The sequence below is a fragment of the Halopseudomonas nanhaiensis genome (assembly GCF_020025155.1).
GTDB classification, from domain to species: Bacteria; Pseudomonadota; Gammaproteobacteria; order Pseudomonadales; family Pseudomonadaceae; genus Halopseudomonas; species Halopseudomonas nanhaiensis.
On record NZ_CP073751.1, the window covers coordinates 502,062 to 523,918 of the forward strand.

A 21,857-nucleotide genomic window follows, 5' to 3' on the forward strand; every position below is an offset into this window, starting at 1 on the left:
CTGACGCTCAGCAGGCGTACTTGGCCTTGAACTCGCGACGACGGCGGTGCAGAACCGGCTCGGTGTAACCGTTCGGCTGCTTGGTGCCTTCAATGCAGAGCTCGACTGCCGCCTGGAAAGCGACGCTGTCTTCGAAGTTTGCTGCCATCGGCTTGTAGGCCGGGTCATGCTCGTTCTGACGGTCAACGACCGAGGCCATACGCTTCATGGTTTCCATCACCTGCTCTTCGGTGCAGATGCCATGGCGCAGCCAGTTGGCGATGTGCTGGCTGGAGATGCGCAGCGTAGCCCGGTCTTCCATGAGGCCCACGTCGTTGATGTCCGGTACCTTCGAGCAACCGACGCCCTGGTCGATCCAGCGCACAACGTAGCCGAGGATGCCCTGGGCGTTGTTGTCCAACTCCTGTTGCACCTCTTCCTTCGACCACTTGGGGGTCGCGGCCAGCGGCAGGGTAATGATGTCGTCGACCGAAGCCGGAGTGCGCTTGGCCAGTTCTTCCTGGCGATCGAACACATTGACCTTGTGATAGTGCAGAGCGTGCAAGGTCGCTGCGGTGGGCGAGGGCACCCAGGCAGTGTTCGCACCGGCCATCGGGTGGCCGATCTTCTGCTCGAGCATGCCGGCCATCAGGTCGGGCATGGCCCACATGCCCTTGCCGATCTGCGCGCGACCCTTCAGGCCTGTGGCCAGCCCGATGTCGACATTGTTGTTCTCGTAGGCGCCGATCCACTTGGCCGCCTTCATCTCGCCCTTGCGAACCATGGCGCCCGCTTCCATCGAGGTATGGATCTCGTCGCCGGTGCGATCAAGGAAGCCGGTGTTGATGAACACCACGCGCTCGCTGGCCGCCTTGATGCAGGCCTTGAGGTTGATGGTGGTGCGGCGCTCTTCATCCATGATGCCGACCTTGAGCGTGTTGCGCTGCATGCCCAGCATGTCTTCGACGCGGCTGAACAGCGTCGTGGTGAACTCGACTTCTTCCGGGCCGTGCATCTTCGGTTTGACGATGTACACCGAACCGGTGCGGGTGTTCTTGCGGCTGGTGTTGCCGTTGAGGTTGTGCAGCGCGACCAGGCTGGTGACTGCAGCATCCATGATGCCTTCCGGGACTTCGTTGCCGTCCTTGTCAAGGATCGCGTCGTTGGTCATCAGATGGCCGACGTTGCGCACAAACAGCAGGGAGCGGCCATGCAGCGTCAGACTCGAGCCGTCAGGGCGGGTGTATTCGCGATCAGGGTTCATGGTGCGGGTGAACGAGCTGCCGCCCTTGGCAACGCTCTCGGACAGATCGCCCTTCATCAGACCCAGCCAGTTCTTGTACACAACGACCTTGTCATCGGCATCAACTGCGGCAACCGAGTCTTCGCAATCCATGATGGTGGTCAGTGCCGATTCCATCAGCACGTCCTTGACGCCGGCGGCATCGGTCTGGCCGATGTTGCTGGTCGGGTCGATCTGGATCTCGAAATGCAGGCCATTGTGCTTGAGCAGCACGGCAGCGGGCTGGTCGGCCTTGCCCTGGAATGCGATGAACTGGGCAGCGTCCTTCAGACCGGTCTGGCTGCCATCCTTGAGCGAGACGGCCAGCTTGCCGTCCTTGATGACATAGGCAACCGAATCGACGTGGGAACCTTGGGCCAGCGGGGCTGCCTCATCGAGGAAGGCACGAGCGTAGGCGATTACCTTGTTGCCGCGGATCTCGTTGTAGCCGGGCCCCTTGGTGGCGCCGTCGTCCTCGGAGATGGCATCGGTGCCATACAGGGCGTCATACAGCGAGCCCCAGCGAGCATTGGCCGCATTCAGGGCAAACCGGGCATTCATGACCGGGACTACCAGCTGCGGGCCCGCCATTTGGGCGATTTCCTCGTCGACGTTTTCAGTCGTAGCCTGAAAGTCGGCCGGTTCCGGTAGCAGGTAGCCGATCTCCTGCAGGAAGGCCTTGTAGGCGACCGGATCGTGAGCCTGACCTGAGCGTTTGTTGTGCCACGCGTCGATCTGCGCCTGGAAGTCGTCACGCTTGGCCAGTAGCGCCTTGTTGACCGGGGCCAGGTCGGTAATCAGCGCTTCAACGCCGGACCAGAACGCACCGGTGTCAACGCCGGTACCGGGGATGGCCTGTTGGTTGATGAAGTCGTGAAGAACCTTGGCAACCTGCAAGGAGCCAACTTGGACGCGTTCAGTCATGGAAAACCCTCACTCTGCAGACAACCTGCGCGATCTCGCACAGGACTCGGAATTTGGAGACGCAGCATGTTACACGATGATCGGTTGCAAATCATGCCCGAGCCATGGAATTCTGTGCGGCCGTGCGCTGGGCGCCATGGCGGTCATCCCCTCGCCTCGACTCTAAGTGAACTGTAATGGATCAGGCTTTTCTGGATTTGCTGGTTGACCGTTTACCGGATCTCGAGCCCGGCCGCCCGTTCGATGAGGCGGCCATGCGCTACGCCGGCTACTACGGTATCAACTTCAGTAATCATGCGTGCCAGCACTTGGGCCGCATTCGCGTCGACCGGTTCCATCTCGCTGTGCAAGTCTGGCGTCCGGCCCGGCCCAGGGGTTCGCTGATCATCCTGCATGGCTACTACGACCACATGGGTCTGTACGGCCACATCATCAGCTGGGCCCTGCAGCATGATCTCGCCGTGCTGGCGTTCGACCTGCCCGGTCACGGCCTGTCCAGCGGCGAACGCGCGAGTATCGACTGCTTTACTCAATACCAGGCTGCGTTGGACGGCGTTCTGGCCCATGCCGCGGACTGGGAACTTCCTGCGCCGTGGCACCTGATCGGTCAGAGCACCGGTGGGGCTATCCTGATCGACCGTCTCCTGCATGGTCCGCTTCCCGAGCAGTTGGGCGAAACCATTCTCATGGCACCGCTGGTACGTCCCCGGCAATGGGGCATGTCGCAGATGAGTCTGCGACTGCTGGGCGGCTTCGTGCAGCAGCTTGGCCGGCGCTTCACCGACAATTCCAACGACCGGGATTTTCTCGACTTCATCCGCGAGCGCGATCCGTTGCAACCGCAGGTGTTGCCGGTTGCGTGGGTGCAGGCTCTGGAAAAGTGGATCCCGCGCATCGAGTCGGCGAGTCCGGTCGCCTACCGCCCGCTGGTTGTGCAGGGCAAAAAGGATGGCACCGTCGATTGGCAACACAATATTCGGGTGCTCGAGCAGAAGTTCGACGTGCCCGAGGTGTTCTACCTTGATCAGGCTCGCCACCATCTGGTCAACGAAGGCAAGGCGCTGCGCCAGCAATATCTAGCCTGGCTGGCGCAGCGCCTGGGACTTGCCGTTACGGGTTGAGGGCGTCGCGCACAGCCAGTTCGGCGGCCTGGTAATACTCGCGGCCTGCCTCCGATTCGCTCCATTGAATAAGCTTCTTCAATTGCTCGTCGCTCAGATCCCGGTAAACATGGGCCAGTGTTTCAGGCAGATTCGGGCGCATTTCCTGGCGCAGACGCTCACGCTGATTGGCCACCGCCGAATCGGGAATCTGCATCAGTCCGCCAAAAAAGCTGTTGGCGCTTTGCGCGGCCAGGCTGGCGAGTGACAGCGAGACCTCGACGCCCAGGTCCAGTGCAGGCAGCAGTTCGCTGAGCTGCTCGATCAATTGTCGGCGGGCGTCGCTCAGCTCGTGCTGGGGCAGGCCGCGCTGCATGGCGACGATGGAGGCTGGCGATGTGGCCCGGGTTTCCGCGCCGACCACCTGGCGGCCCAGCTCGCTGCGGTAGAACTTCACGATATTGCGCTGGTCCTCTGCCTTGAGGTCCACGGCGAGACGGGCCATGGCCCGGTCGCGCATGCCCTGTGGTTCGAATCGCTGGTTGCTCTGCTGGACCAGGGTCTCGTACAGGTTTGCCGGAAGTTGCTGCGCGTAACGCTGCTGGGCAGCCTTGAGGGCGAACTGGAAGTGATCCTGATGCTGGTTCATGCCAGTCGCCTGATACAGCTCTTCGGTAGTATCGGCCTGGGCTGGCAGGCAGACGGCAAGGCCCAGTGCAATGGAGCCGAGCAGGGCGCGAAAGGTAGGACGCATGGATGCCTCTTGGTTATCTGGAGTGGGCCAGTGTCCTGCTCTTTGGCAGGCTTGTCGAGTTACCCGGAACCGCTACAATGCAGAAGTCGCCGCCTGGCGATCCAGCCTTTTCCGAGCCGACCGGCCAGAACGTTTCATTGTCCATTTCGAGTACTGCCCGATGTCCGAGTTCCTGGTGGTGGAAGACCGTTTCGCGCCTGTGGCTGACGAGCTTGCCGAACGCGGCTGGTCGGTGCAGCCGGGTGCGTTGCCCGCGGCGCTCGTTGCCGAACTGGGCCGCCATTGCCGAACGCTGTGGCGCAACGACGACCTCACCCCCGCGGCCATCGGTCGCGGCAGCGACCAAAGCGTGGTGCCTGAAATCCGCGGGGACTATACGCGCTGGCTGGACGACTGTCCGGCCAGCGACGCCTCCGTAGAATATCTGCAGATCATGGACCAGCTGCGCGAGTCGCTGAACCGTTCGCTGTTTCTCGGGCTGGACAATTTCGAAACGCATTTCGCGCTCTATCCGCCCGGAGCCGGTTACAACAAGCATCTCGACCGCTTCCAGGATAGCCCCCTGCGCACCGTCTCGGTGGTGGCCTACCTGAACGAGAACTGGCAGCCGGGTGACGGCGGCGAGCTGAGGTTGCACCTGAACCAGTCGACGATAGACGTGCCGCCTCGGGCCGGCACGCTGGTGGTGTTCCTCAGTGCGCGCATCGTCCACGAGGTGCTGGCGGCCAACAGGGAGCGCGCCAGTCTGGTCGGCTGGTTCCGCCGCCGTCCCGATAACCCGCTGTTTCGCTGAGGACCGCCAGATGGAACGGATTCTGGTCAGTCAGTGCCTGCTGGGCATGCCGGTCCGCTACGACGGCGGCGCGCATGGCCCCTTCGATCTGTTGCAGCAGTGGCGTCGCGAAGGTCGTGTCGTCTCGGTTTGTCCGGAGGTGGCCGGCGGGCTGCCGACGCCCCGGCCTCCCGCTGAAATCCCCACCGGTCAGGGCGGCGAGGTGCTGGCAGGCAAACTGCCGGTCGTCACCATCGAGGGCGTGGACGTGACAGCGGCCTTCGTTGCTGGCGCCGAACAGGCTCTGCGACTGGTGCACGAGCACGGCATCCGCTTCGCAGTGCTCAAGGCGCGCAGTCCATCCTGCGGCAATCGGGAGACCTACGATGGCAGTTTTTCCGGTGTACGCATCGCAGGAGAGGGGGTGACCGCTGCAGCGCTGCGTCTGGCCGGCGTTCAGGTGTTCAACGAAACCGAACTGGCGCAATTGAATCAGCTGTTGTCAGCACAGCGGCGTTGAACGTGGCGACATGAAAAAAGGCGCCGAAGCGCCCTTTTTTGCATTCAACCGCGTTTAGAACAGCACGCGACTGCGAATGGTGCCCTTGACCTGCAGCAGCTTCTCCAGCGCCAGATCCGAATACTCGGCATCGACATCGATAACCACGTAACCGACCTTCTCGTTGGTTTGCAGGAACTGGCCGCAGATGTTGATGCCGTTCTCGGCGAACACGGTGTTGATTTCGCTCATCACGCCCGGCACGTTCTGGTGAATGTGCAGCAGACGATGCTTGCCGGGGTGCGATGGCAATGCAACTTCAGGGAAGTTGACCGATGTGATCGAGGTGCCGTTGTCGCTGTAGCGAACCAGTTTTTCAGCCACTTCCAGACCGATGTTGGCCTGGGCTTCCATGGTCGAACCACCAATGTGCGGGGTCAGGATGCAGTTGTCGAACTCGCGCAGCGGGCTGACGAACTCGTCCTTGTTCGAGCGTGGCTCGACCGGGAACACGTCGATCGCTGCGCCATTGAGATGCTTGTCGCGCAGGGCAGCGGCGAGCGCGTCGATATCCACCACGGTGCCGCGCGCAGCGTTGATCAGAATGCCGCCCTGCTTCATGGCGCGGATTTCCTTCTCACCCATCATCCACTTGGTGGCGGCGGTCTCGGGCACGTGCAGGGTGACGATGTCGGCCTGGGCCAGCAGCTCGGGCAGCGAGCCGACCTGCTGGGCATTGCCGAGCGGCAACTTGGTCACTACGTCGTAGAACAGCACCTGCATGCCCAGCCCTTCGGCCAGCACTGACAGCTGTGTGCCGATCGAACCGTAGCCGACGATGCCGAGTTTCTTGCCGCGGATCTCGAACGAGCCTTCGGCGCTCTTGATCCAGCCGCCCCGGTGGCAGGAGGCGTTCTTCTCCGGAATACCGCGCAACAGCAGGATGGCTTCGGCCAGTACCAGCTCGGCCACAGAACGGGTATTGGAGTAGGGGGCATTGAATACGGCAATGCCGCGCACCATGGCCGCTTCCAGATCGACCTGATTGGTGCCGATGCAGAAACAGCCGACCGCGATCAGCTTGTTCGCATGGCTGAAGACGTCCTCGGTGAGCTGGGTACGCGAACGGATGCCGACGAAATGCGCGTCGGCGATCGACTCTTTCAGCTGCTCGTCGGGCAACGAACTGGTGTGGTATTCGATGTTGGTGTAACCGGCTGCCTTGAGCGTGTCGACGGCAGTCTGGTGTACGCCCTCGAGGAGCAGAAACTTGATCTTGCTTTTGTCCAGCGAGGTTTTGGCCATGTGTCAGTTACCCGCAAGCTGATTGAAGAAAGCCGAAGAACATTTGCGACCGCTCGAAGCGACAGAAGTGTCCTGTTCCGGAAGGCGCGTATGCTAGCATAATCTCCCTTTTTTGATGCCCGAAGGCCCATGAAAAACCTTCAGGCTCAGCATGAATCCCGTTTGAGAGCAGCCATGACCCCAGAAGCCGTGATCGATACCCTCAAGACGCTGGTCGACGCCGACAAGGTGCGTACCGATGCCGAGTCGCTGAACACCTGGGGCAAGGACTGGACCAAGCATTACGAGCCGGCGCCGCTGGCCATCGTGTTTCCGAAAAGCACGGAGCAGGTGCAGGCGCTGGTGCGCTTCGCCAATGAGCACAAGCTGGCGCTGGTGCCCTCGGGCGGCCGCACCGGTTTGTCGGCCGCCGCCGTCGCGGCCAACGGCGAAATCGTCGTCTCATTCGATTACATGAACCGGATTCTCGATTTCAACGAGTTCGATCGCTGCGTCGTCTGTCAGCCGGGCGTGGTTACTGCGCAGCTGCAGCAGTTCGCCGAGGAGCAGGGACTGTATTACCCGGTCGATTTCGCCTCCGCCGGCTCCAGCCAGATCGGTGGCAATATCGGCACCAACGCCGGTGGCATCAAGGTGATTCGCTACGGCATGACGCGCAACTGGGTTGCCGGTCTCAAGGTGGTCACCGGCACCGGCGAGTTGCTCGAGCTGAACAAGGATTTGATCAAGAACGCCACCGGCTACGACCTGCGCCAGCTGTTCATTGGCGCCGAAGGCACACTGGGCTTCATCGTCGAAGCGATCATGCGCCTGGAACGTGCACCGAAGAATCTTACCGCCATGGTCCTCGGCACGCCGGACTTCGATTCGATCATGCCCGTATTGCACGCGTTCCAGGGCAAGCTCGATCTGACCGCCTTCGAGTTCTTCTCGGACAAGGCGATGGCCAAGATCATGGCGCGCGGCGACGTGCCGGCGCCCTTCGACACCGACTGCCCGTTCTATGCGCTGCTCGAGTTCGAAGCACTGAACGACGACATTGCCAATCAGGCGCTGGAAATCTTCGAGCATTGCGTCGAGCAGGGCTGGGTGCTGGACGGCGTGATGAGTCAGAGCGACCAGCAGCTGCAGAACCTCTGGAAGCTGCGCGAATTCATCTCCGAGACCATCTCGCACTGGACGCCGTACAAGAACGACATTTCGGTCACCGTCTCGAAGGTCCCGGCCTTCCTGCGGGACATCGATAGCATCGTTGGCGAACACTACCCGGATTTCGAGATCGTCTGGTTCGGCCACATCGGCGACGGCAACCTGCACCTGAACATCCTCAAGCCTGAAACCATGGCCAAGGAAGAGTTCTTCGCCAAGTGCGCCACGGTCAACAAGTGGGTGTTCGAAATCGTGCAGAAGTACAACGGCTCGATCTCCGCCGAGCACGGCGTGGGCATGACCAAGCGCGATTATCTGACCTACAGCCGCAGCGAAGCGGAAATCGCGGTCATGAAGTCGATCAAGGCGGTGTTCGACCCGAACGGCATCATGAATCCGGGCAAGATATTCCGCTAGACACTATCCATCGGCGAGCTGCTCGTGCCCAGTCGAGCGTGCAGGGATGTGTCCACAGCGTGTCCGCCACGGCTGTGTGGCAACACCGCCTCGCCGGCTGGCCAACACCCTCGAAAATGCTGAGAGGCTTTGATGATCTACCAACATCGCTTTGCCGACGGTTCCCTTGTCAACCTGCCGATGGGCAAGGTGGTGTGCGTCGGGCGTAACTATGCCGAGCACGCCAGGGAGCTCAACAACCCGGTACCGACCGAGCCGCTGCTGTTCATCAAGCCGGCTACCGCCGTGGTTGATATGGCCGAGCCGCTGGTTTTGCCTGCCGGCCGCGGGGCAGTGCACTACGAGACCGAAATTGCCGTGCTGATCGGCGAGACCCTGTCCGGCAGCGTCTCCGACACCGAGGCGCAGGCGGCGATCCTGGGTGTCGGGATGGCGCTGGATCTGACGCTACGTGAATTGCAGGACGATCTGAAATCCAAGGCTCATCCGTGGGAGCGAGCCAAGGCTTTCGATGGTGCGTGTCCGCTGTCGATGTTCGTGCGTCGCGAACAGGCCGGCGATCTCACGGCACTCCCGGTGCAGCTCAGGGTCAACGGCGAGCTGCGTCAGGATGGCTCCAGCGCGGATATGCTGACCCCCATCGTCACCCTGTTACGGCACATCGCTCCGGTCTTTTCGCTGCTGCCCGGGGATGTTGTCATCACAGGCACGCCAAAGGGCGTCGGACCCTTGAATTCGGGAGACGCGCTCAGCGTGTCCATACCTGGCCTGCTGTCTCAGGTGACTCACGTCGTCTGAGCGGAAGGCGGGCGCTTCCTCAGCGGCGCGGTGCGCCGCGTTCTACGCACCGGAGATGTCTGTGAAGCGAGCTGTCCTGGTCGTTCTGCTGAGTGTTCTGGGCATTGCTGCGGTGATGCGTTACCTGAATCTTGACACCCTGTTTTACCAGAGCTGGCGACTCAACAACCGGGCGATGCCCGACGGTGCACTCAACCTCGGCCGCTACCGGGTCGATATCGAACGCAAGCAGGTCGAAGGGCTCGACGATGATCTGTCGGCGCTGACCTATAACAGCGACCGGAACACCCTGTTCGCGGTCATCAACGGGACGCCGCTGGTTGTGGAGATCGATCTCGACGGTCGGGTGCTGCGGCAGATTCCAATAGCTGGCGCCGAGGACATGGAGGGCATTACGCATGTCGCCGGCGATCGTTACGTGATTGCCGAGGAGCGCTCGCAGCGGCTGCTGCTGGTGGAGATCCCCGATGGCGTCGAAGCGATAGACGTGTCGGACGTGCCCAGCCTGCAGGTGGCGCTGGACGCCGATGGCAACAAGGGCTTCGAAGGGGTGTCCTGGGACGCCTATGGGAAGCGCCTGCTGGTCGTCAAGGAGCGCGACCCGATGCGCCTGCTGGCGATACAGGGGTTCGTCGAGGGCACCACCGAGACCGGCAGCATCAGCGTCAGCGAAGTGCGTTCGGAGATGTCCAGCCTGTTCATGACCGATCTCTCGTCACTGACCCAGCATGACGAGAGCGGTCATCTCCTGCTACTCAGTGACGAGTCGCACATGCTGGTCGAGTATGACGCGGAGAATCAGCCCGTGAGTCTGATGGGCCTCTGGCGGGACATGAGCGGGCTCGCCAACACCGTGCCTCAGGCCGAGGGCGTCGCCGTCGACAGGCAGGGCAGGGTTTACATCGTCAGCGAGCCGAATCTGTTCTACCGGTTCTCGCCCCGCTGAGACGTTGGCGCTTCAGTCGCGCTTGAGCGTTTTCACCCCTTCGGACGTGCCCAGCAACAGGACGTCCGCCGGCCGCGCTGCGAACAGTCCGTTGCAGACCACGCCGACGATGGCATTCAGCTTCTCTTCCACGCCCCGTGGATCGACAATCTGCAGGTTGTGCACGTCGAGGATGATATTGCCATTGTCGGTCGTTACGCCTTCGCGGTAGACCGGATCGCCGCCCAGCTTGACGATCTCCCGGGCGACGTGGCTGCGAGCCATCGGGATCACTTCGACCGGGAGCGGGAAGCTACCCAGGGTATGCACCAGCTTGCTCTCGTCGGCGATGCAGATGAACGTCTTCGCCACCGCAGCGACGATTTTCTCACGCGTCAATGCGGCGCCACCGCCCTTGATCAGTTCAAGGTGCTTGTTGGCCTCATCGGCGCCGTCGATGTAGTAGTCCAGCATGGCCACGCTGTTGAGGTCGTATACCGGAATGCCGTGCTGCTTGAGCCGCGCGGCGGTGGCTTCGGAGCTGGCCACCGCGCCGTCGAAGAAGCCCTTGTGGGCCGCCAGTGCATCGATGAAGCAGTTTGCTGTCGAGCCGGTGCCCACGCCGATGATGCTGCGGTCTTCGAGGTGTGGCAGCACCATGTCGACTGCGGCCTGACCGACCGCCTGCTTGAGTTCGTCCTGGGTCATGCCTGATCCCCCGTAGGTTGCAATGAAGTCGCGGATTATACGGACCCAGCATAGCTGGCGTGTAGTCGCGCATCGGTCGATTCGCTAGACTGGCGCCTCCTCTCCGATAAGCGCAAGGTCATGCTGGAATCCTACGTCAAGAAGATCCTCTGTTCGCGCGTGTACGACGTTGCCGTCGAAACGCCCATACACGCCGCTCCGTTCCTGTCGGAACGACTGGGTAATACCGTGCTGCTCAAGCGCGAGGATCTTCAGCCGGTGTTCTCCTTCAAGATCCGTGGCGCCTACAACAAGCTTGCACTGCTCAGTGATGAACAGCGCGCCTGTGGCGTGGTCACCGCTTCTGCCGGCAATCATGCACAGGGCCTGGCCTATGCCGCCCGACACATGGGCGTCAAGGCGACCATCGTGATGCCCAGGACGACGCCGGAAATCAAGGTTCGGGCGGTCCGCGCGCGTGGCGCCAAGGTTGTGCTCCACGGGGATGCGTTCGACGAGGCGCTGGCGTATTCGCAGAAGCTGATCAAGGAAAAGGGCTTCACCTACATCCACCCCTATGACGATCCGGACACCATCGCCGGCCAGGGAACCGTGGCGATGGAGATCCTGCGGCAGCATCAGGGGCAGCTGGATGCGATCTTCGTTCCGGTTGGTGGAGGCGGTCTGGTGGCCGGCATCGCCGCGTACGTGAAGTACTTGCGCCCGGACATCAGGATCATCGGCGTCGAGCCTACCGAATCGGCGTGTCTCAAGGCGGCCATGGACGCCGGCGAGCGTGTGGTGCTCAGTCAGGTCGGATTGTTCGCTGACGGCGTTGCCGTCGCCCAGATAGGCGAACACACCTTCGAAGTGTGTCGGCACTATGTGGACGAGGTCATCACCGTTTCCACCGATGAAATGTGTGCGGCAATCAAGGATATCTACGACGATACCCGCTCGATCTGCGAGCCGGCAGGCTGTCTGGGCGTGGCCGGCATCAAGAAGTATGTCGAGCGCGAAGACTGCGAGGGCAAGGTCTTCATCGCCATCGATTCGGGCGCCAACGTCAACTTCGATCGCCTGCGCCACGTGGCAGAGCGCGCCGAAATCGGCGAGCGGCGCGAAGCCCTGCTGGCCGTGACCATCCCCGAACGGCCCGGAAGCTTCAAGGCGTTCTGCCAGGCCATCGGCAAGCGCGCCATCACCGAATTCAACTACCGCTACCATGACGCCAGGCAGGCGCATATCTTCGTTGGCGTACAGACCCATCCCGAGCTTGATCCGCGCGATGCGCTGGTGGCCAGGCTGAAGAACGACGGCTTCCCGGTGATGGACCTCACCGACAACGAACTGGCCAAGTTGCATATACGGCACATGGTCGGCGGTCACGCGGCGCAGGTTACCGATGAAGTGGTCTACCGCTTCGAGTTCCCGGAACGCCCGGGGGCGCTGTTCAATTTCCTCAACAAGCTGGGCGGGCGTTGGAATATCTCGATGTTTCACTACCGCAATCACGGCGCGGCCTATGGGCGTGTGGTGGTCGGACTGCAGGTGCCGGCCGACGAGCGCGGCCAGGTCGCCGATGCCCTTGATGACATCGGCTATCAGTACTGGGACGAAAGCGACAACCCGGCATACCTGTTGTATCTCGGCGGGGCCTGATCAGGCAGCCGTGCTGGTCCGGTTGCGACCTTCGGACTTGGCCCGGTAAAGCGCGGCGTCGGCAAGCCGGATCAGATCGGAGGGACTCCATTCTGCCCGCGGAACAAGACTGGCTGCACCGATGCTGATGGTCAGCCTGCCGCTGGGCGCTGCGGGGTGGGCCAGATCGAGCTTGGCTACTGCATCGTGCAGGCGCTGGCTGACCTTCACGCACTGCGCAGCATCGGCGCCAGGCAGGATCACCGCGAATTCCTCTCCGCCGTAGCGGCAGGCACAGTCGCCCTCGCGCAGCAGGTGCGCGCTCAGCGCCGTGGCGACTTTCTTCAATGCGTCGTCCCCGGCCTGATGGCCGAGCGTGTCGTTGTACCGTTTGAAATAGTCGGCATCGAGCATCAGCAGGCCGATCGGCTGCTCGCTGCGCCGCAGCTTGCGCCATTCGGCTGCCAGGGTATGGTCGAAAAAGCGGCGGTTGTACAGTCCGGTGAGTCCGTCCTGATGCGACAGACGCTGAAGCCTCGCTGCTGCCCTGAGTTGTTCGCTGTTGTTGCGGCCCATGCAGATCAAGTAGTCGCGGCCATGACGTTCCATGTGCTTGACGCTGACCTCCAGCGGCAGGAGCTCGCCGCTCCGGCGTCGCACCTGCTGCTGGAAGATGGCGCTGCCCTTGCGCTGCGCCAGATCATGCAGGGCGCTGGTCCAGCCTAGAACGTCGGGTATCACGTCACCCGGCGCCACGCTGAAGAGGCTGCGCAGCTCCTCCTCGGTATACCCGAGCGCGGCCCAGCAGGTGCGGTTCATGTAGACCAGCTGCTGTGGCTCGAGGCCGATGATGAACAAGGCATCCTGGCTGTGGTCGGTCATGTCGAGGATGAGTTTCAGCCGCGACTGGTTCTGCTGCAGGCTCTCTTCGATCGCCTGCCGACGAATGAACTCCACCTGCAACGCCCGGTTGCTGGCGCCGAGAGCCTCCAGCCGCTGGACATTGATCAGCGCCAGCCACAGCGCGTAACACAGCGAGAGTGCCGCGAGCAGGCCTATGATCGCGGTCATCAGCGGCAGGGATGTCGTGGTGCTTGCCATGAGGCTGGCAGTGGGATGCGCGACCAGCGAGAAGCTCAGGTTGTCCGCCAGCCGCAACGGCGCTTCGACTGTCCAGCCCCGATCCTCCCTGTCCGCACTGTGACTGCTGAAGATCAGCTTGTCGCGATCATGGAAATCGAGGCTTAGCTGGTGTCCCGGCAGTTGATCGAGCAGGTCTCGTACAAGTACTTCAACGCGGAATATCCCCAGCAGAAAGCCGTCGAACCGTGCGCTTTCTCCGTCGCCGCGATACAGCGGAACGTAATAGGCCAGCCCGGCGCCACCCTGCAGCAACTCGAAGCTGTTGCTCAGCATGGGCGCGCCGGAGCGGCGAGCCGCGTCGAGTATCGGAAAGTTCGGATGTGCGGGGGAGTACGTGAAGTCGACCGCCGACTCGTTGCCCGCCAAGGGTTCGATCCAGCGAATGCGGTAGCCCGCGTCCAGCCATTCGATGGCCTGGAAGTTCTTGAAGTCGTTGAGCAGCGCTTGCGCATCGTTACGCCAGAGCGCCGGCTGAGCATGCTGATAGGGCCAGCGTCCGGCCAGGCGATGCAGGGTTTGCGTCTGGTGAGCAAAGCGCGCCTCGATCAGCCGGGCCAGCGAGTCGGCCTCAAGCTGCAGGCGGGCATGGCCCTGCTGCTGTTCGGCGTAATGCAGCGCCTTCCAGCCGCCGAGGATTCCTGCGAGCAGCACGACAAACAGCCCGCCGATGATGGTGCGGGCCGCTGCAGGATAGCGGGCTGCGTAGGTGGCGAGCATGTTCGTCCCTGAATGGTGCTGGCACTGTGCCTTGTTGCGCTCGCAAGATTACTCCTCTCGCGCGGCGAGCACCATCACTTCCCATTCCTTCGGTGAGACCGGCATCACCGATAATCGGTTGCCGCGCCTGAGCAGCGCCAGGTCCTCAAGCCCAGGCAGGTTGCGCAGGGAGGACAGACCGAGCAGGCGCGGGAAACGTTCCTGATAGGTCACGTCTACCGCCTTCCAGGGCAACCTGGCTTCGCTGGCCTTCGGGTCGTGATAGGGCGATGCGTTATCCAGAGCGGTTCGATCGGGATAGGCGCTGCTGGCGATACGTCCGATGCCTGCGATGCCGGGTGGCGTGCAGCTGGAGTGATAGAACAGAAACAGGTCGCCCGGTTTCATCTCCTGCAGGAGGTTTCGCGCCTGGTAGTTGCGTACCCCGTCCCAGGGCGCCGTACCGAGGCGCGCGAGGTCCTCGATCGAGAAGACCTCAGGCTCCGATTTCATTAACCAGTACTGCATCACATTCTTCCGGCTTGTTTGACAGACGTAAAACGGTAGTCTAAACGAAGTCTTTCTACCAACCTGCGGGGTCTGCCACCCGCTACAAGAAGATTGCCCGGAACAGGAGGCAACGCAATGCGACGCAAGCCGGATTTGATATGGGTACTGGTTCTGGTCTTCGGACTCGGTGTAGTCACCACGGGGTACACACAGAGCTATTTCGAGCGCGATCCGTCCGATGTCGTCGAGCTGAGGCAGCGCTGAATCCAGATCGTTTCACGATCGGAGGCGATGCCGTCCAGCGGGATATCCCAGCTCGCCGAGGGGAGGCTTTCCACTTTCTGGCAGTGATGAGCCAGCCCCAGCAGCACAGGTGCTTTCCAGTGTTTGCGACGGCGACGGTACGCGAGCGTGCGGTCGTAGAATCCCCCGCCCATTCCCAGGCGATTGCCTGCTGAATCGAAGCCCACCAGGGGTAGGAGGATCAGATCGAGGCGCCACGCCGGTGCCTGCCGCTGCCGGTCGGCAAGGGGCTCTTTGATCCCGAAGCGATTGCGCGTCCACCGCTGGTGCGGTGTTATACGCTGGAAGTGCATGCGATCGGCTGGCCAGCCATCAACGATCGGCAGATAGCAGTGCTTGCCCATCCTGGCGGCGGCGGTCATCAGCGGCGCAGGATCGATTTCACCGTCATTGGCAATATAGAGCGCGATATGCCGGCTGCGCCTGAACAGCTGATGCTGAATCAGGCGACGCAATAGTTCCTGACTGGCCTTGCGTTGCTGAGCCGGGGTCAGGGCGCGTCTTGCGGAGCGGAGGCGACGACGCAGGATCCTTCGGTCGTCGTTCATGTAGGAAGTCCCCGAAATGCCGCTGTCGGGTTAGCCCTTGAACCCGAAAGTTCAAGGTGGGGGACACGGCGCCGCCTAAGGCTTTCCGTCATGCGGACATGCACACGGGCAGCTACGCGTGGCCTCCTTATACAGGAGTATCGGCTCAGGGACATCACCGACTGGCAAACATCCCAGGGACGAAAATCACTATACAGAAAAATCACCGGGCGTTCATGCCGTTGATCAGTTTTGGTGGCGGGCCAGGGCTTGGTCCAGACGCGAAACGAGCTCACTGATCTGCTTTTGCTGATCGGTGATGGCGACATCCTGGCGATGGGTGCCGGTGAGCATTTCATGGGTGATGTTCAACGCGGCCATGACGGCGATTCGATCGACGCCGATCACCTTGCCGCTGTTGCGGATTTCGCGCATCTTGTCGTCGAGATGGCGGGCGGCCTGCTCGAGGTTGTTGCGCTCCTCGGGCGGACAGCTGATGCGATATTCCTTGTCGAGAATATGCAGAATGACGGTCAGGGGTTGGCTCATGCATCGTGCTCCAGGGCTTTGAGGCGCAAAATCATGGCTTCGACCTTCTGACGTGCCAGATCGTTCTTTTCGATCAGTTGCATGCGTTCTTCGCGCCAGTGGCGCTCCTGCGAAATGAGCTGCTGATTCTGCTGCTGCAGCTGTTCGCACAGATTGATCAGCTGGGAGATCTTTTCGCTCAGGATGTTGATGTCGGGTTCGTCCATTGGAGCCATTGTTGTCTTCCCGGTGTTGGCAAACTATAGAGGTGCCCCGCAGGCCGGTCAAACGGCTGCCGGGGCCGTTCCATCCTCCCCGAGCCGGGCAAACGCGATGCGCCCGACTGGACCCTCAACCCTCTTGCACAGTAGATTACCCGCTACGCGGTGCGGTCGATAGCGCTATTCGATGGCCCGCTTCACCTTTTTTTGAACAGTCTGTGAGGCCCCGCACATGGCATTGATGCCAGCCGCATTCGATTATGACCGTTACGCCGAGCTGTTCAGTGACGTGGGTGCCGCCAGTACGCCACCCGAAGTGCATGGCCATCTGGTCGGACGGCTTGCCGGCGGCAGTCGGCTGGACCATACGACCTGGTTGAATCTGGCCACCGACCTGCTGGACGGTCGCAGCACGCTGCCCGAGGCCGGCAAGGTAATGCTGATCCAGCTCTACGATGCGAGTCTTGCCCAGCTCAGCGGGAGTGGCTTTGAGATCAATCTGCTGTTGCCTGATGACAGCGCTACCATCGACCACCGCACCCACGCGCTGGGTCAGTGGTGTGAAGGCTTTCTGGGCGGTTTCGGACTGGTCGAACGCCGGGGAGAATTGAGCGAGGAGGCCGATGGTGTCCTGCACGACTTCGCCGCGATCGCGCAGGTGCAGACCGACCTGGATGAGTCGGAGGCCAATGAAGTCGATTTCATGGAAGTGATGGAGTATGTGCGCATGGCGACGTTGATGGTGTTCACCGAGTGCCAGCCCACCGATGCCGATCAGGACCAACCCCCCGCGTCACTGCATTGATGAGGTCAACCATGCGTATCACCAGGCAGGAATATGCCCGCCGCCGCAAGGCATTGATGGCCCAGATGGAGCCGAACAGCATCGCCATCCTGCCCGCCGCTCCTGTCTACATCCGTAATCGCGATGTGGAGCATAACTACCGGCAGGACAGCGACTTTCAGTATCTGACCGGCTTTGCCGAGCCGGAGGCGGTCGCGGTGCTGGTACCCGGCCGCGAGCATGGCGAGTACGTCATGTTCTGTCGTGAGAAGGATAAGGAGCGCGAACTCTGGGACGGCTACCGCGCCGGCCAGGAGGGCGCCGTCAGCGAATTCGGCGCCGATGATGCCTTCCCGATCAACGATATCGACGACATCCTGCCTGGTCTGATCGAGGGGCGCGAGCGGGTGTACTACGCGATGGGAGCCAACCAGGAGTTCGACCGTCGCCTGACCAGCTGGATCAACATCATTCGCAGCAAGGCGCGGCTTGGGGCCCAGCCGCCGAACGAGTTCGTCGCACTCGACCATCTGCTGCACGACATGCGTCTTTACAAGAACGCTGCCGAGGTCAAGCTCATGCACGCTGCTGGCGAGATTTCCGCCCAGGCGCATACGCGCGCCATGCAGGTGTGCCGGCCGGGCATGTACGAATATCAGCTCGAAGCCGAGCTGCAGCATACCTTCATGCGTCACGGCAGCCGCTCCCCGGCATATCAGTCGATTGTCGCGGCGGGGCGCAACGCCTGCATCCTGCATTACACGGAAAACACCGCCCAGATTCGCGATGGTGATCTGGTGCTGATCGACGCAGGCTGTGAACTCGACTGCTATGCCAGCGACATCACTCGCACCTTCCCGGCCAACGGTCGCTTCAGTGCCGAGCAGCGCGCGGTCTACGACATCGTGCTGGCTGCGCAGAAAGAAGCTTTCGAGCATATCGCGCCCGGCCGGCACTGGAACGAGGCGCACGAGGCGACCGTCCGCGTCATCGTGGGTGGGCTGATCGACCTGGGTCTGCTCAAGGGCTCGGTCGACGAGGTCATTGCCAGCGAGTCCTATCGCCGGTTCTACATGCACCGCGCGGGCCACTGGCTGGGCATGGACGTTCACGATGTAGGCGACTACCGCGTCGGTGGTGAATGGCGCGTGCTCGAACCGGGCATGGTCATGACCGTCGAGCCCGGTATCTATATCGCTCCGGATGATGACAGCGTGCCCAAGAAGTGGCGTGGTATCGGGGTGCGCATAGAGGACGACGTGGTGGTGACGCGTACCGGCTGTGACGTGCTGACCGATGCCGTGCCCAAGGACGCCGACGAGATAGAACGGCTGATGGCGGCGGCGCGCGAGCACGCTGCATGAGCTGCGTCATCACCATTGCTGGCGGTGGCATGGTCGGAGCGAGCCTGGCGCTGTCACTCCAGGGCGTTGCGCGCGAGCTGGGTTGGTCGATTCGCCTGATCGAAGCGCATCCGCCGGTGCCAGGCAGCTGGCAGCCCAGCTACGATGCACGTTCCACTGCCCTATCGCAGGGCAGCCGGCAGATTTATCAGCGACTGGGGGTATGGGAACACCTGGCGCAGCGGATCGAGCCGATTCGCGAGATTCACGTGTCCGATCGTGGCCATCCCGGCGCGGCGCGAATCGAAGCAACCATCGAACGGGTTCCCGCCCTCGGCTATGTGGTCGAGAACGCCTGGCTCGGCGATGTGCTGCTGGGAGCGCTCGACCAGGATGTGGTGCAGTGGATGGCACCCGCCCGGGTACTGGAGGCGCAGGCCGAATCCGGCGGCTATCGGCTGAAAGTGGAAGTCGGTGAGTCGGTGAGTGAAATGCACACCGACTTGCTGGTGATTGCTGATGGCGGTCGGTCCAGTCTGCTCGATCAGCTGCGCATCTATCGCAAGGTCCAGCCCTATTCCCAGGCGGCGCTGATTGCCAATGTCACCACAGCTGCCGGGCACGGCTCGGTCGCCTACGAACGGTTCACGTCCACCGGACCGCTGGCCTTGCTGCCACTGTCCGGCAATCGCAGCGCGCTGGTGTGGACCCTGCCGGAGGAACAGGCTGCGGATGTCGCCAGCCTCGCGCCGGAGCAGTTTCTCGATCGGTTGCAGCAGGCGTTCGGCTTTCGCATGGGCACGCTGACCCAGGTCGGCGAGCGCGCCTGCTATCCGCTCAAGCTCATCGAGGCCGAAGAGCAGATACGGACGGCCCTCGTGGTGCTCGGCAATGCCGCCCACAGCCTTCACCCGATAGCCGGGCAGGGCTTCAATCTGTCGTTGCGCGACACCCAGGCGCTGGCGCAGGCGCTGATCTGCGCGGGCCAGGCGGGGCGGAGGCCGGGCGAGCTGGCGGTACTGCAGGGTTATCTCGATGGGCAGCGCAGTGATCAATGGCTGACGACGGCCTTCAGTGATCGGCTGACCCGGCTGTTCAGCAACCGTCGACCGCTGATGACCGTAGGCCGCAATCTCGGTTTGCTCGGGCTGGATGTCCTGCCGCCGGCCAAGCGGCTTTTCGCCAGACAGGCGATGGGCCTTTAATGTCTTCGGAGGCGCGCATGGCGCAGCAATTCGATGTGATTGTGGTCGGTGCCGGCATGGTCGGCGCTACGCTGGCCCGAGCGCTGGCAGATCTGCCCCTGCGGATTGCGCTGGTCGATGCCATGCCGTTGCCTGGGCCCGCCAGGACCGTGACGACTGGCTCGGGCTACGATGCACGCGTCAGCGCGATCAGTGCAGCGTCCGAACATATTTTCGCCAATCTGGGTGTGTGGCAGCGGCTACCTGCAGCGGGTCGCTCGCCCTATCGCTTCATGCGCGTGTGGGACGCCGAGGGCACAGGTGAGATCGGCTTCGACGCCGACGCGCTCGGCGAACTGCGGCTCGGACATGTCGTGGAGAATCATCTGATACAGGACGCCCTGCTGGAGAGCCTGGCCGAGATCGGCGTCAGGTTGTTCGGCGAGCAGCGGGTAGAAGGGCTGGTGCAGGAACCCGATAGTTGGCGATTGCTGCTCGAGGGCGGCAATTACCTTCAGGCGCCTCTAGTAGTCGCGGCGGACGGGGCCAAGTCCAAACTGCGCGAGCTGGCTGGTTTCGCGATGCGCGAATGGGACTACCTGCACAATGCCATCGTGACCACTGTGCAAACGGAGCGCCCGCATCAGGCTACAGCCTGGCAACGCTTCATGCCGACCGGGCCGCTCGCGCTGCTCCCGCTCAATGATCGAAATCAGGCGCACTACTGCTCGATTGTCTGGTCGGTCGTGCCGGAGCACGCCGGGCGGATCATGGCGCTGGATGACGCGGCTTTTCTCAGGGAGCTGGAAGAGGCCTTCGAGAGTCGGCTCGGACGGATTCTCGCCGCTGATCAGCGTCATCGCATTCCGCTGCGCCAACGGCATGCCCGCCGCTATGCCATGCCAGGACTGGTGCTGATCGGCGACGCTGCGCACAGCATTCATCCGCTGGCCGGGCAGGGCGTCAATCTGGGTCTGCTCGATGCAGCCGAGCTGTTCGACGTCGTGAGGGCGGCGCTGCAGCGTGGCGAAGGCATCGGTGCGCTGTCGGTACTGCAACGCTACGAGCGGCGCCGCATGGGTGCGAACCTTGGCATGATGGCGGCCATGGAGGGTTTCGAGCGGCTGTTCCACGCCAACGCGTTGCCGCTGCGCTGGATTCGCAATACAGGTATGCGTCTGCTCGATGGCCAGTCCCTGCTGAAGGGGGGGATCATGCGCCGAGCCATGGGGCTTGCGGGTGAGCTTCCCTCACTGGCGCGGGACCCGGAGGCGGCGTCTCCCGGGCTCTGACAGTGCCGGTTGCTACGCTAGATTCAAATGATTATCATCTAGCCTCTGTTTCCCACTGAGAGGCGTTTCCATGTCCTTCCTGCGCTCCATCGCTACGGTCGGCCTTGCCGTCACCGCATTCAGCAGTTTCGCGGCACCCAAGGAACTGGTGGTCTATTCCTCCAGGCAGGATCACCTGATCCAGCCGGTATTCGATCTGTATACCGAGAAGACCGGCATCAAGATCCAGTTCATCACCGACAAGGAAGCTCCGCTGATGGCGCGTCTGCAGGCCGAGGGCAAGAACACGCCCGCCGATCTGTTGATCACCGTGGACGCTGGCAACCTGTGGCAGGCCGAGCAGCAGGACCTGTTCCGCGCGGTGAAATCGGACGTCATCGAAGAGAATATCCCGTCTCAGTACCGCTCCCAGAATGACAAGTGGACCGGCCTGTCGCTTCGTGCCCGCACCATCGTCTACTCGACCGAGCGGGTAGAGCCGGGCGAGCTGAGCACCTACGAGGCACTGGCTGACGACGAGTGGAAGGGCCGTCTGTGCCTGCGTACCTCGAAAAAGGTCTACAACCAGTCGCTGACCGCCACCATGATCGAGTCGCTTGGCGAAGAGAAGACAGGCGAAGTGATCAAGGGTTGGGTCTCCAATCTCGCTGCACCGGTGTTCCCGGATGACACCGCCCTGATGGCTGCGATTCATGAAGGTCAGTGCGACGTAGGCATCGTCAATACCTATTACTTTGGCCGCTTGCACGCCGACAACCCGCACCTGGCCGTCAAGCTGTTCTGGCCGAACCAGGATGGCCGCGGTGTGCACGTGAATCTGTCCGGCGCAGGCGTGACCAAGCACGCGCCGAATCCGAAGGAAGCCCAGAAATTCCTCGAGTGGCTGACTACGGAGGAAGCGCAGCGCATCTTCGCTGACGCCAACCAGGAATTCCCGGCCAACGAATCGGTCAAGCCGTCCGAGGAAGTTCAGGCCTGGGGCGACTTCAAACGTGACTCGGTCAATGTTGAAGTCGCTGGCCGCCGTCAGCCGGAAGCAATCATGCTGATGGATCGTCTGGGCTGGAACTGACAGCTGATTGATTCGCGGCAAG

General features: G+C 62.2%; 21 protein-coding genes and 1 other RNA gene. 12 read left to right on the plus strand and 10 right to left on the minus strand.

The window, feature by feature from the left end; all coding sequences use genetic code 11:
• Window positions 1-7: 7 nt before the first annotated feature.
• Window positions 8-2,185, minus strand: coding sequence for a malate synthase G (locus tag KEM63_RS02270; protein ID WP_223654600.1), 2,178 nt, complete (start codon window positions 2,183-2,185; stop codon window positions 8-10).
• Between the two features lie 176 nt (window positions 2,186-2,361).
• Between KEM63_RS02270 and bipL the strand changes: the two genes are divergently transcribed.
• Window positions 2,362-3,306 (plus strand): phospholipase BipL, encoded by a 945-nt coding sequence (bipL, locus tag KEM63_RS02275; protein WP_223654601.1) that lies wholly within the window; start codon window positions 2,362-2,364, stop codon window positions 3,304-3,306.
• Here bipL and KEM63_RS02280 read toward each other — a convergent pair.
• Complete coding sequence (locus KEM63_RS02280; protein ID WP_223654602.1) at window positions 3,296-4,039, minus strand: DUF2059 domain-containing protein; 744 nt, start codon at window positions 4,037-4,039, stop codon at window positions 3,296-3,298. The two genes, bipL and KEM63_RS02280, sit on opposite strands and share 11 nt — an antisense overlap.
• Before the next feature lie 160 nt (window positions 4,040-4,199).
• On the opposite strand from KEM63_RS02280, the gene KEM63_RS02285 reads away from it, so the two are divergent.
• Window positions 4,200-4,832 (plus strand): 2OG-Fe(II) oxygenase, encoded by a 633-nt coding sequence (locus KEM63_RS02285; protein ID WP_223654603.1) that lies wholly within the window; start codon window positions 4,200-4,202, stop codon window positions 4,830-4,832.
• A gap of 10 nt (window positions 4,833-4,842) precedes the next feature.
• Window positions 4,843-5,331 (plus strand): 2-thiouracil desulfurase family protein, encoded by a 489-nt coding sequence (locus tag KEM63_RS02290; protein ID WP_223654604.1) that lies wholly within the window; start codon window positions 4,843-4,845, stop codon window positions 5,329-5,331.
• Window positions 5,332-5,385: 54 nt separating this feature from the next.
• Here the strand turns inward: KEM63_RS02290 and serA are convergent, their stop codons facing one another.
• Window positions 5,386-6,615: a phosphoglycerate dehydrogenase gene (gene serA, locus KEM63_RS02295; RefSeq protein ID WP_223654605.1), complete on the minus strand. Its 1,230-nt coding sequence runs from the start codon at window positions 6,613-6,615 to the stop codon at window positions 5,386-5,388.
• Window positions 6,616-6,789: 174 nt separating this feature from the next.
• Between serA and KEM63_RS02300 the strand changes: the two genes are divergently transcribed.
• The 3 genes from KEM63_RS02300 (at window position 6,790) to KEM63_RS02310 (ending at window position 9,925) form a co-directional block, all read left to right on the plus strand.
• Window positions 6,790-8,181 carry an FAD-binding oxidoreductase gene (locus tag KEM63_RS02300; RefSeq protein WP_223654606.1) on the plus strand — a complete coding sequence of 464 codons (1,392 nt, stop codon included), beginning with the start codon at window positions 6,790-6,792 and terminating at the stop codon, window positions 8,179-8,181.
• A gap of 132 nt (window positions 8,182-8,313) precedes the next feature.
• Window positions 8,314-8,979 carry a fumarylacetoacetate hydrolase family protein gene (locus KEM63_RS02305; protein WP_223654607.1) on the plus strand — a complete coding sequence of 222 codons (666 nt, stop codon included), beginning with the start codon at window positions 8,314-8,316 and terminating at the stop codon, window positions 8,977-8,979.
• Between the two features lie 61 nt (window positions 8,980-9,040).
• The gene (locus KEM63_RS02310) at window positions 9,041-9,925 is read left to right on the plus strand and encodes an SdiA-regulated domain-containing protein (RefSeq protein WP_223654608.1); all 885 of its coding nucleotides are present in this window, start codon (window positions 9,041-9,043) and stop codon (window positions 9,923-9,925) included.
• A 12-nt stretch (window positions 9,926-9,937) separates the two neighbouring features.
• Here KEM63_RS02310 and rpiA read toward each other — a convergent pair whose 3' ends face one another.
• Entirely contained in the window at window positions 9,938-10,612 is a 675-nt protein-coding gene (gene rpiA, locus KEM63_RS02315; protein ID WP_223654609.1) for a ribose-5-phosphate isomerase RpiA, read from the minus strand.
• Window positions 10,613-10,666: 54 nt separating this feature from the next.
• Between rpiA and ilvA the strand changes: the two genes are divergently transcribed.
• Window positions 10,667-12,253 carry a threonine ammonia-lyase, biosynthetic gene (ilvA, locus tag KEM63_RS02320; protein ID WP_423747847.1) on the plus strand — a complete coding sequence of 529 codons (1,587 nt, stop codon included), beginning with the start codon at window positions 10,667-10,669 and terminating at the stop codon, window positions 12,251-12,253.
• Here ilvA and KEM63_RS02325 read toward each other — a convergent pair whose 3' ends face one another.
• From KEM63_RS02325 to KEM63_RS02350, 6 genes are all read right to left on the minus strand, one after another.
• Complete coding sequence (locus tag KEM63_RS02325; RefSeq protein ID WP_223654611.1) at window positions 12,254-14,092, minus strand: diguanylate cyclase; 1,839 nt, start codon at window positions 14,090-14,092, stop codon at window positions 12,254-12,256.
• A 48-nt stretch (window positions 14,093-14,140) separates the two neighbouring features.
• The gene (locus tag KEM63_RS02330) at window positions 14,141-14,599 is read right to left on the minus strand and encodes an EVE domain-containing protein (protein WP_223654612.1); all 459 of its coding nucleotides are present in this window, start codon (window positions 14,597-14,599) and stop codon (window positions 14,141-14,143) included.
• A gap of 197 nt (window positions 14,600-14,796) precedes the next feature.
• Complete coding sequence (locus KEM63_RS02335; RefSeq protein WP_223654613.1) at window positions 14,797-15,432, minus strand: 5-formyltetrahydrofolate cyclo-ligase; 636 nt, start codon at window positions 15,430-15,432, stop codon at window positions 14,797-14,799.
• Window positions 15,433-15,436: 4 nt separating this feature from the next.
• Window positions 15,437-15,615: non-coding RNA, 6S RNA (gene ssrS / locus KEM63_RS02340), on the minus strand.
• Between the two features lie 42 nt (window positions 15,616-15,657).
• Complete coding sequence (locus KEM63_RS02345) at window positions 15,658-15,960, minus strand: cell division protein ZapA (RefSeq protein ID WP_223654614.1); 303 nt, start codon at window positions 15,958-15,960, stop codon at window positions 15,658-15,660.
• Complete coding sequence (locus KEM63_RS02350) at window positions 15,957-16,166, minus strand: TIGR02449 family protein (protein ID WP_223655791.1); 210 nt, start codon at window positions 16,164-16,166, stop codon at window positions 15,957-15,959. The genes KEM63_RS02345 and KEM63_RS02350 overlap by 4 nt, the downstream gene beginning before the upstream one ends.
• Window positions 16,167-16,392: 226 nt before the next feature.
• Here KEM63_RS02350 and KEM63_RS02355 point away from each other — a divergent pair, with 226 nt between their 5' ends.
• The 5 genes from KEM63_RS02355 to KEM63_RS02375 all read left to right on the plus strand — a co-directional run bounded on the left by KEM63_RS02355 (window position 16,393) and on the right by KEM63_RS02375 (window position 21,835).
• Window positions 16,393-16,965: a UPF0149 family protein gene (locus KEM63_RS02355; RefSeq protein ID WP_223654615.1), complete on the plus strand. Its 573-nt coding sequence runs from the start codon at window positions 16,393-16,395 to the stop codon at window positions 16,963-16,965.
• A gap of 11 nt (window positions 16,966-16,976) precedes the next feature.
• The gene (gene pepP, locus KEM63_RS02360; RefSeq protein ID WP_223654616.1) at window positions 16,977-18,308 is read left to right on the plus strand and encodes a Xaa-Pro aminopeptidase; all 1,332 of its coding nucleotides are present in this window, start codon (window positions 16,977-16,979) and stop codon (window positions 18,306-18,308) included.
• Entirely contained in the window at window positions 18,305-19,492 is a 1,188-nt protein-coding gene (gene ubiH / locus KEM63_RS02365) for a 2-octaprenyl-6-methoxyphenyl hydroxylase (protein WP_223654617.1), read from the plus strand. The genes pepP and ubiH overlap by 4 nt, the downstream gene beginning before the upstream one ends.
• A 17-nt stretch (window positions 19,493-19,509) precedes the next feature.
• Window positions 19,510-20,763 carry an FAD-dependent monooxygenase gene (locus KEM63_RS02370; RefSeq protein WP_223654618.1) on the plus strand — a complete coding sequence of 418 codons (1,254 nt, stop codon included), beginning with the start codon at window positions 19,510-19,512 and terminating at the stop codon, window positions 20,761-20,763.
• A 70-nt stretch (window positions 20,764-20,833) separates the two neighbouring features.
• Window positions 20,834-21,835, plus strand: coding sequence for an extracellular solute-binding protein (locus KEM63_RS02375; RefSeq protein ID WP_223654619.1), 1,002 nt, complete (start codon window positions 20,834-20,836; stop codon window positions 21,833-21,835).
• Window positions 21,836-21,857: the final 22 nt, after the last annotated feature.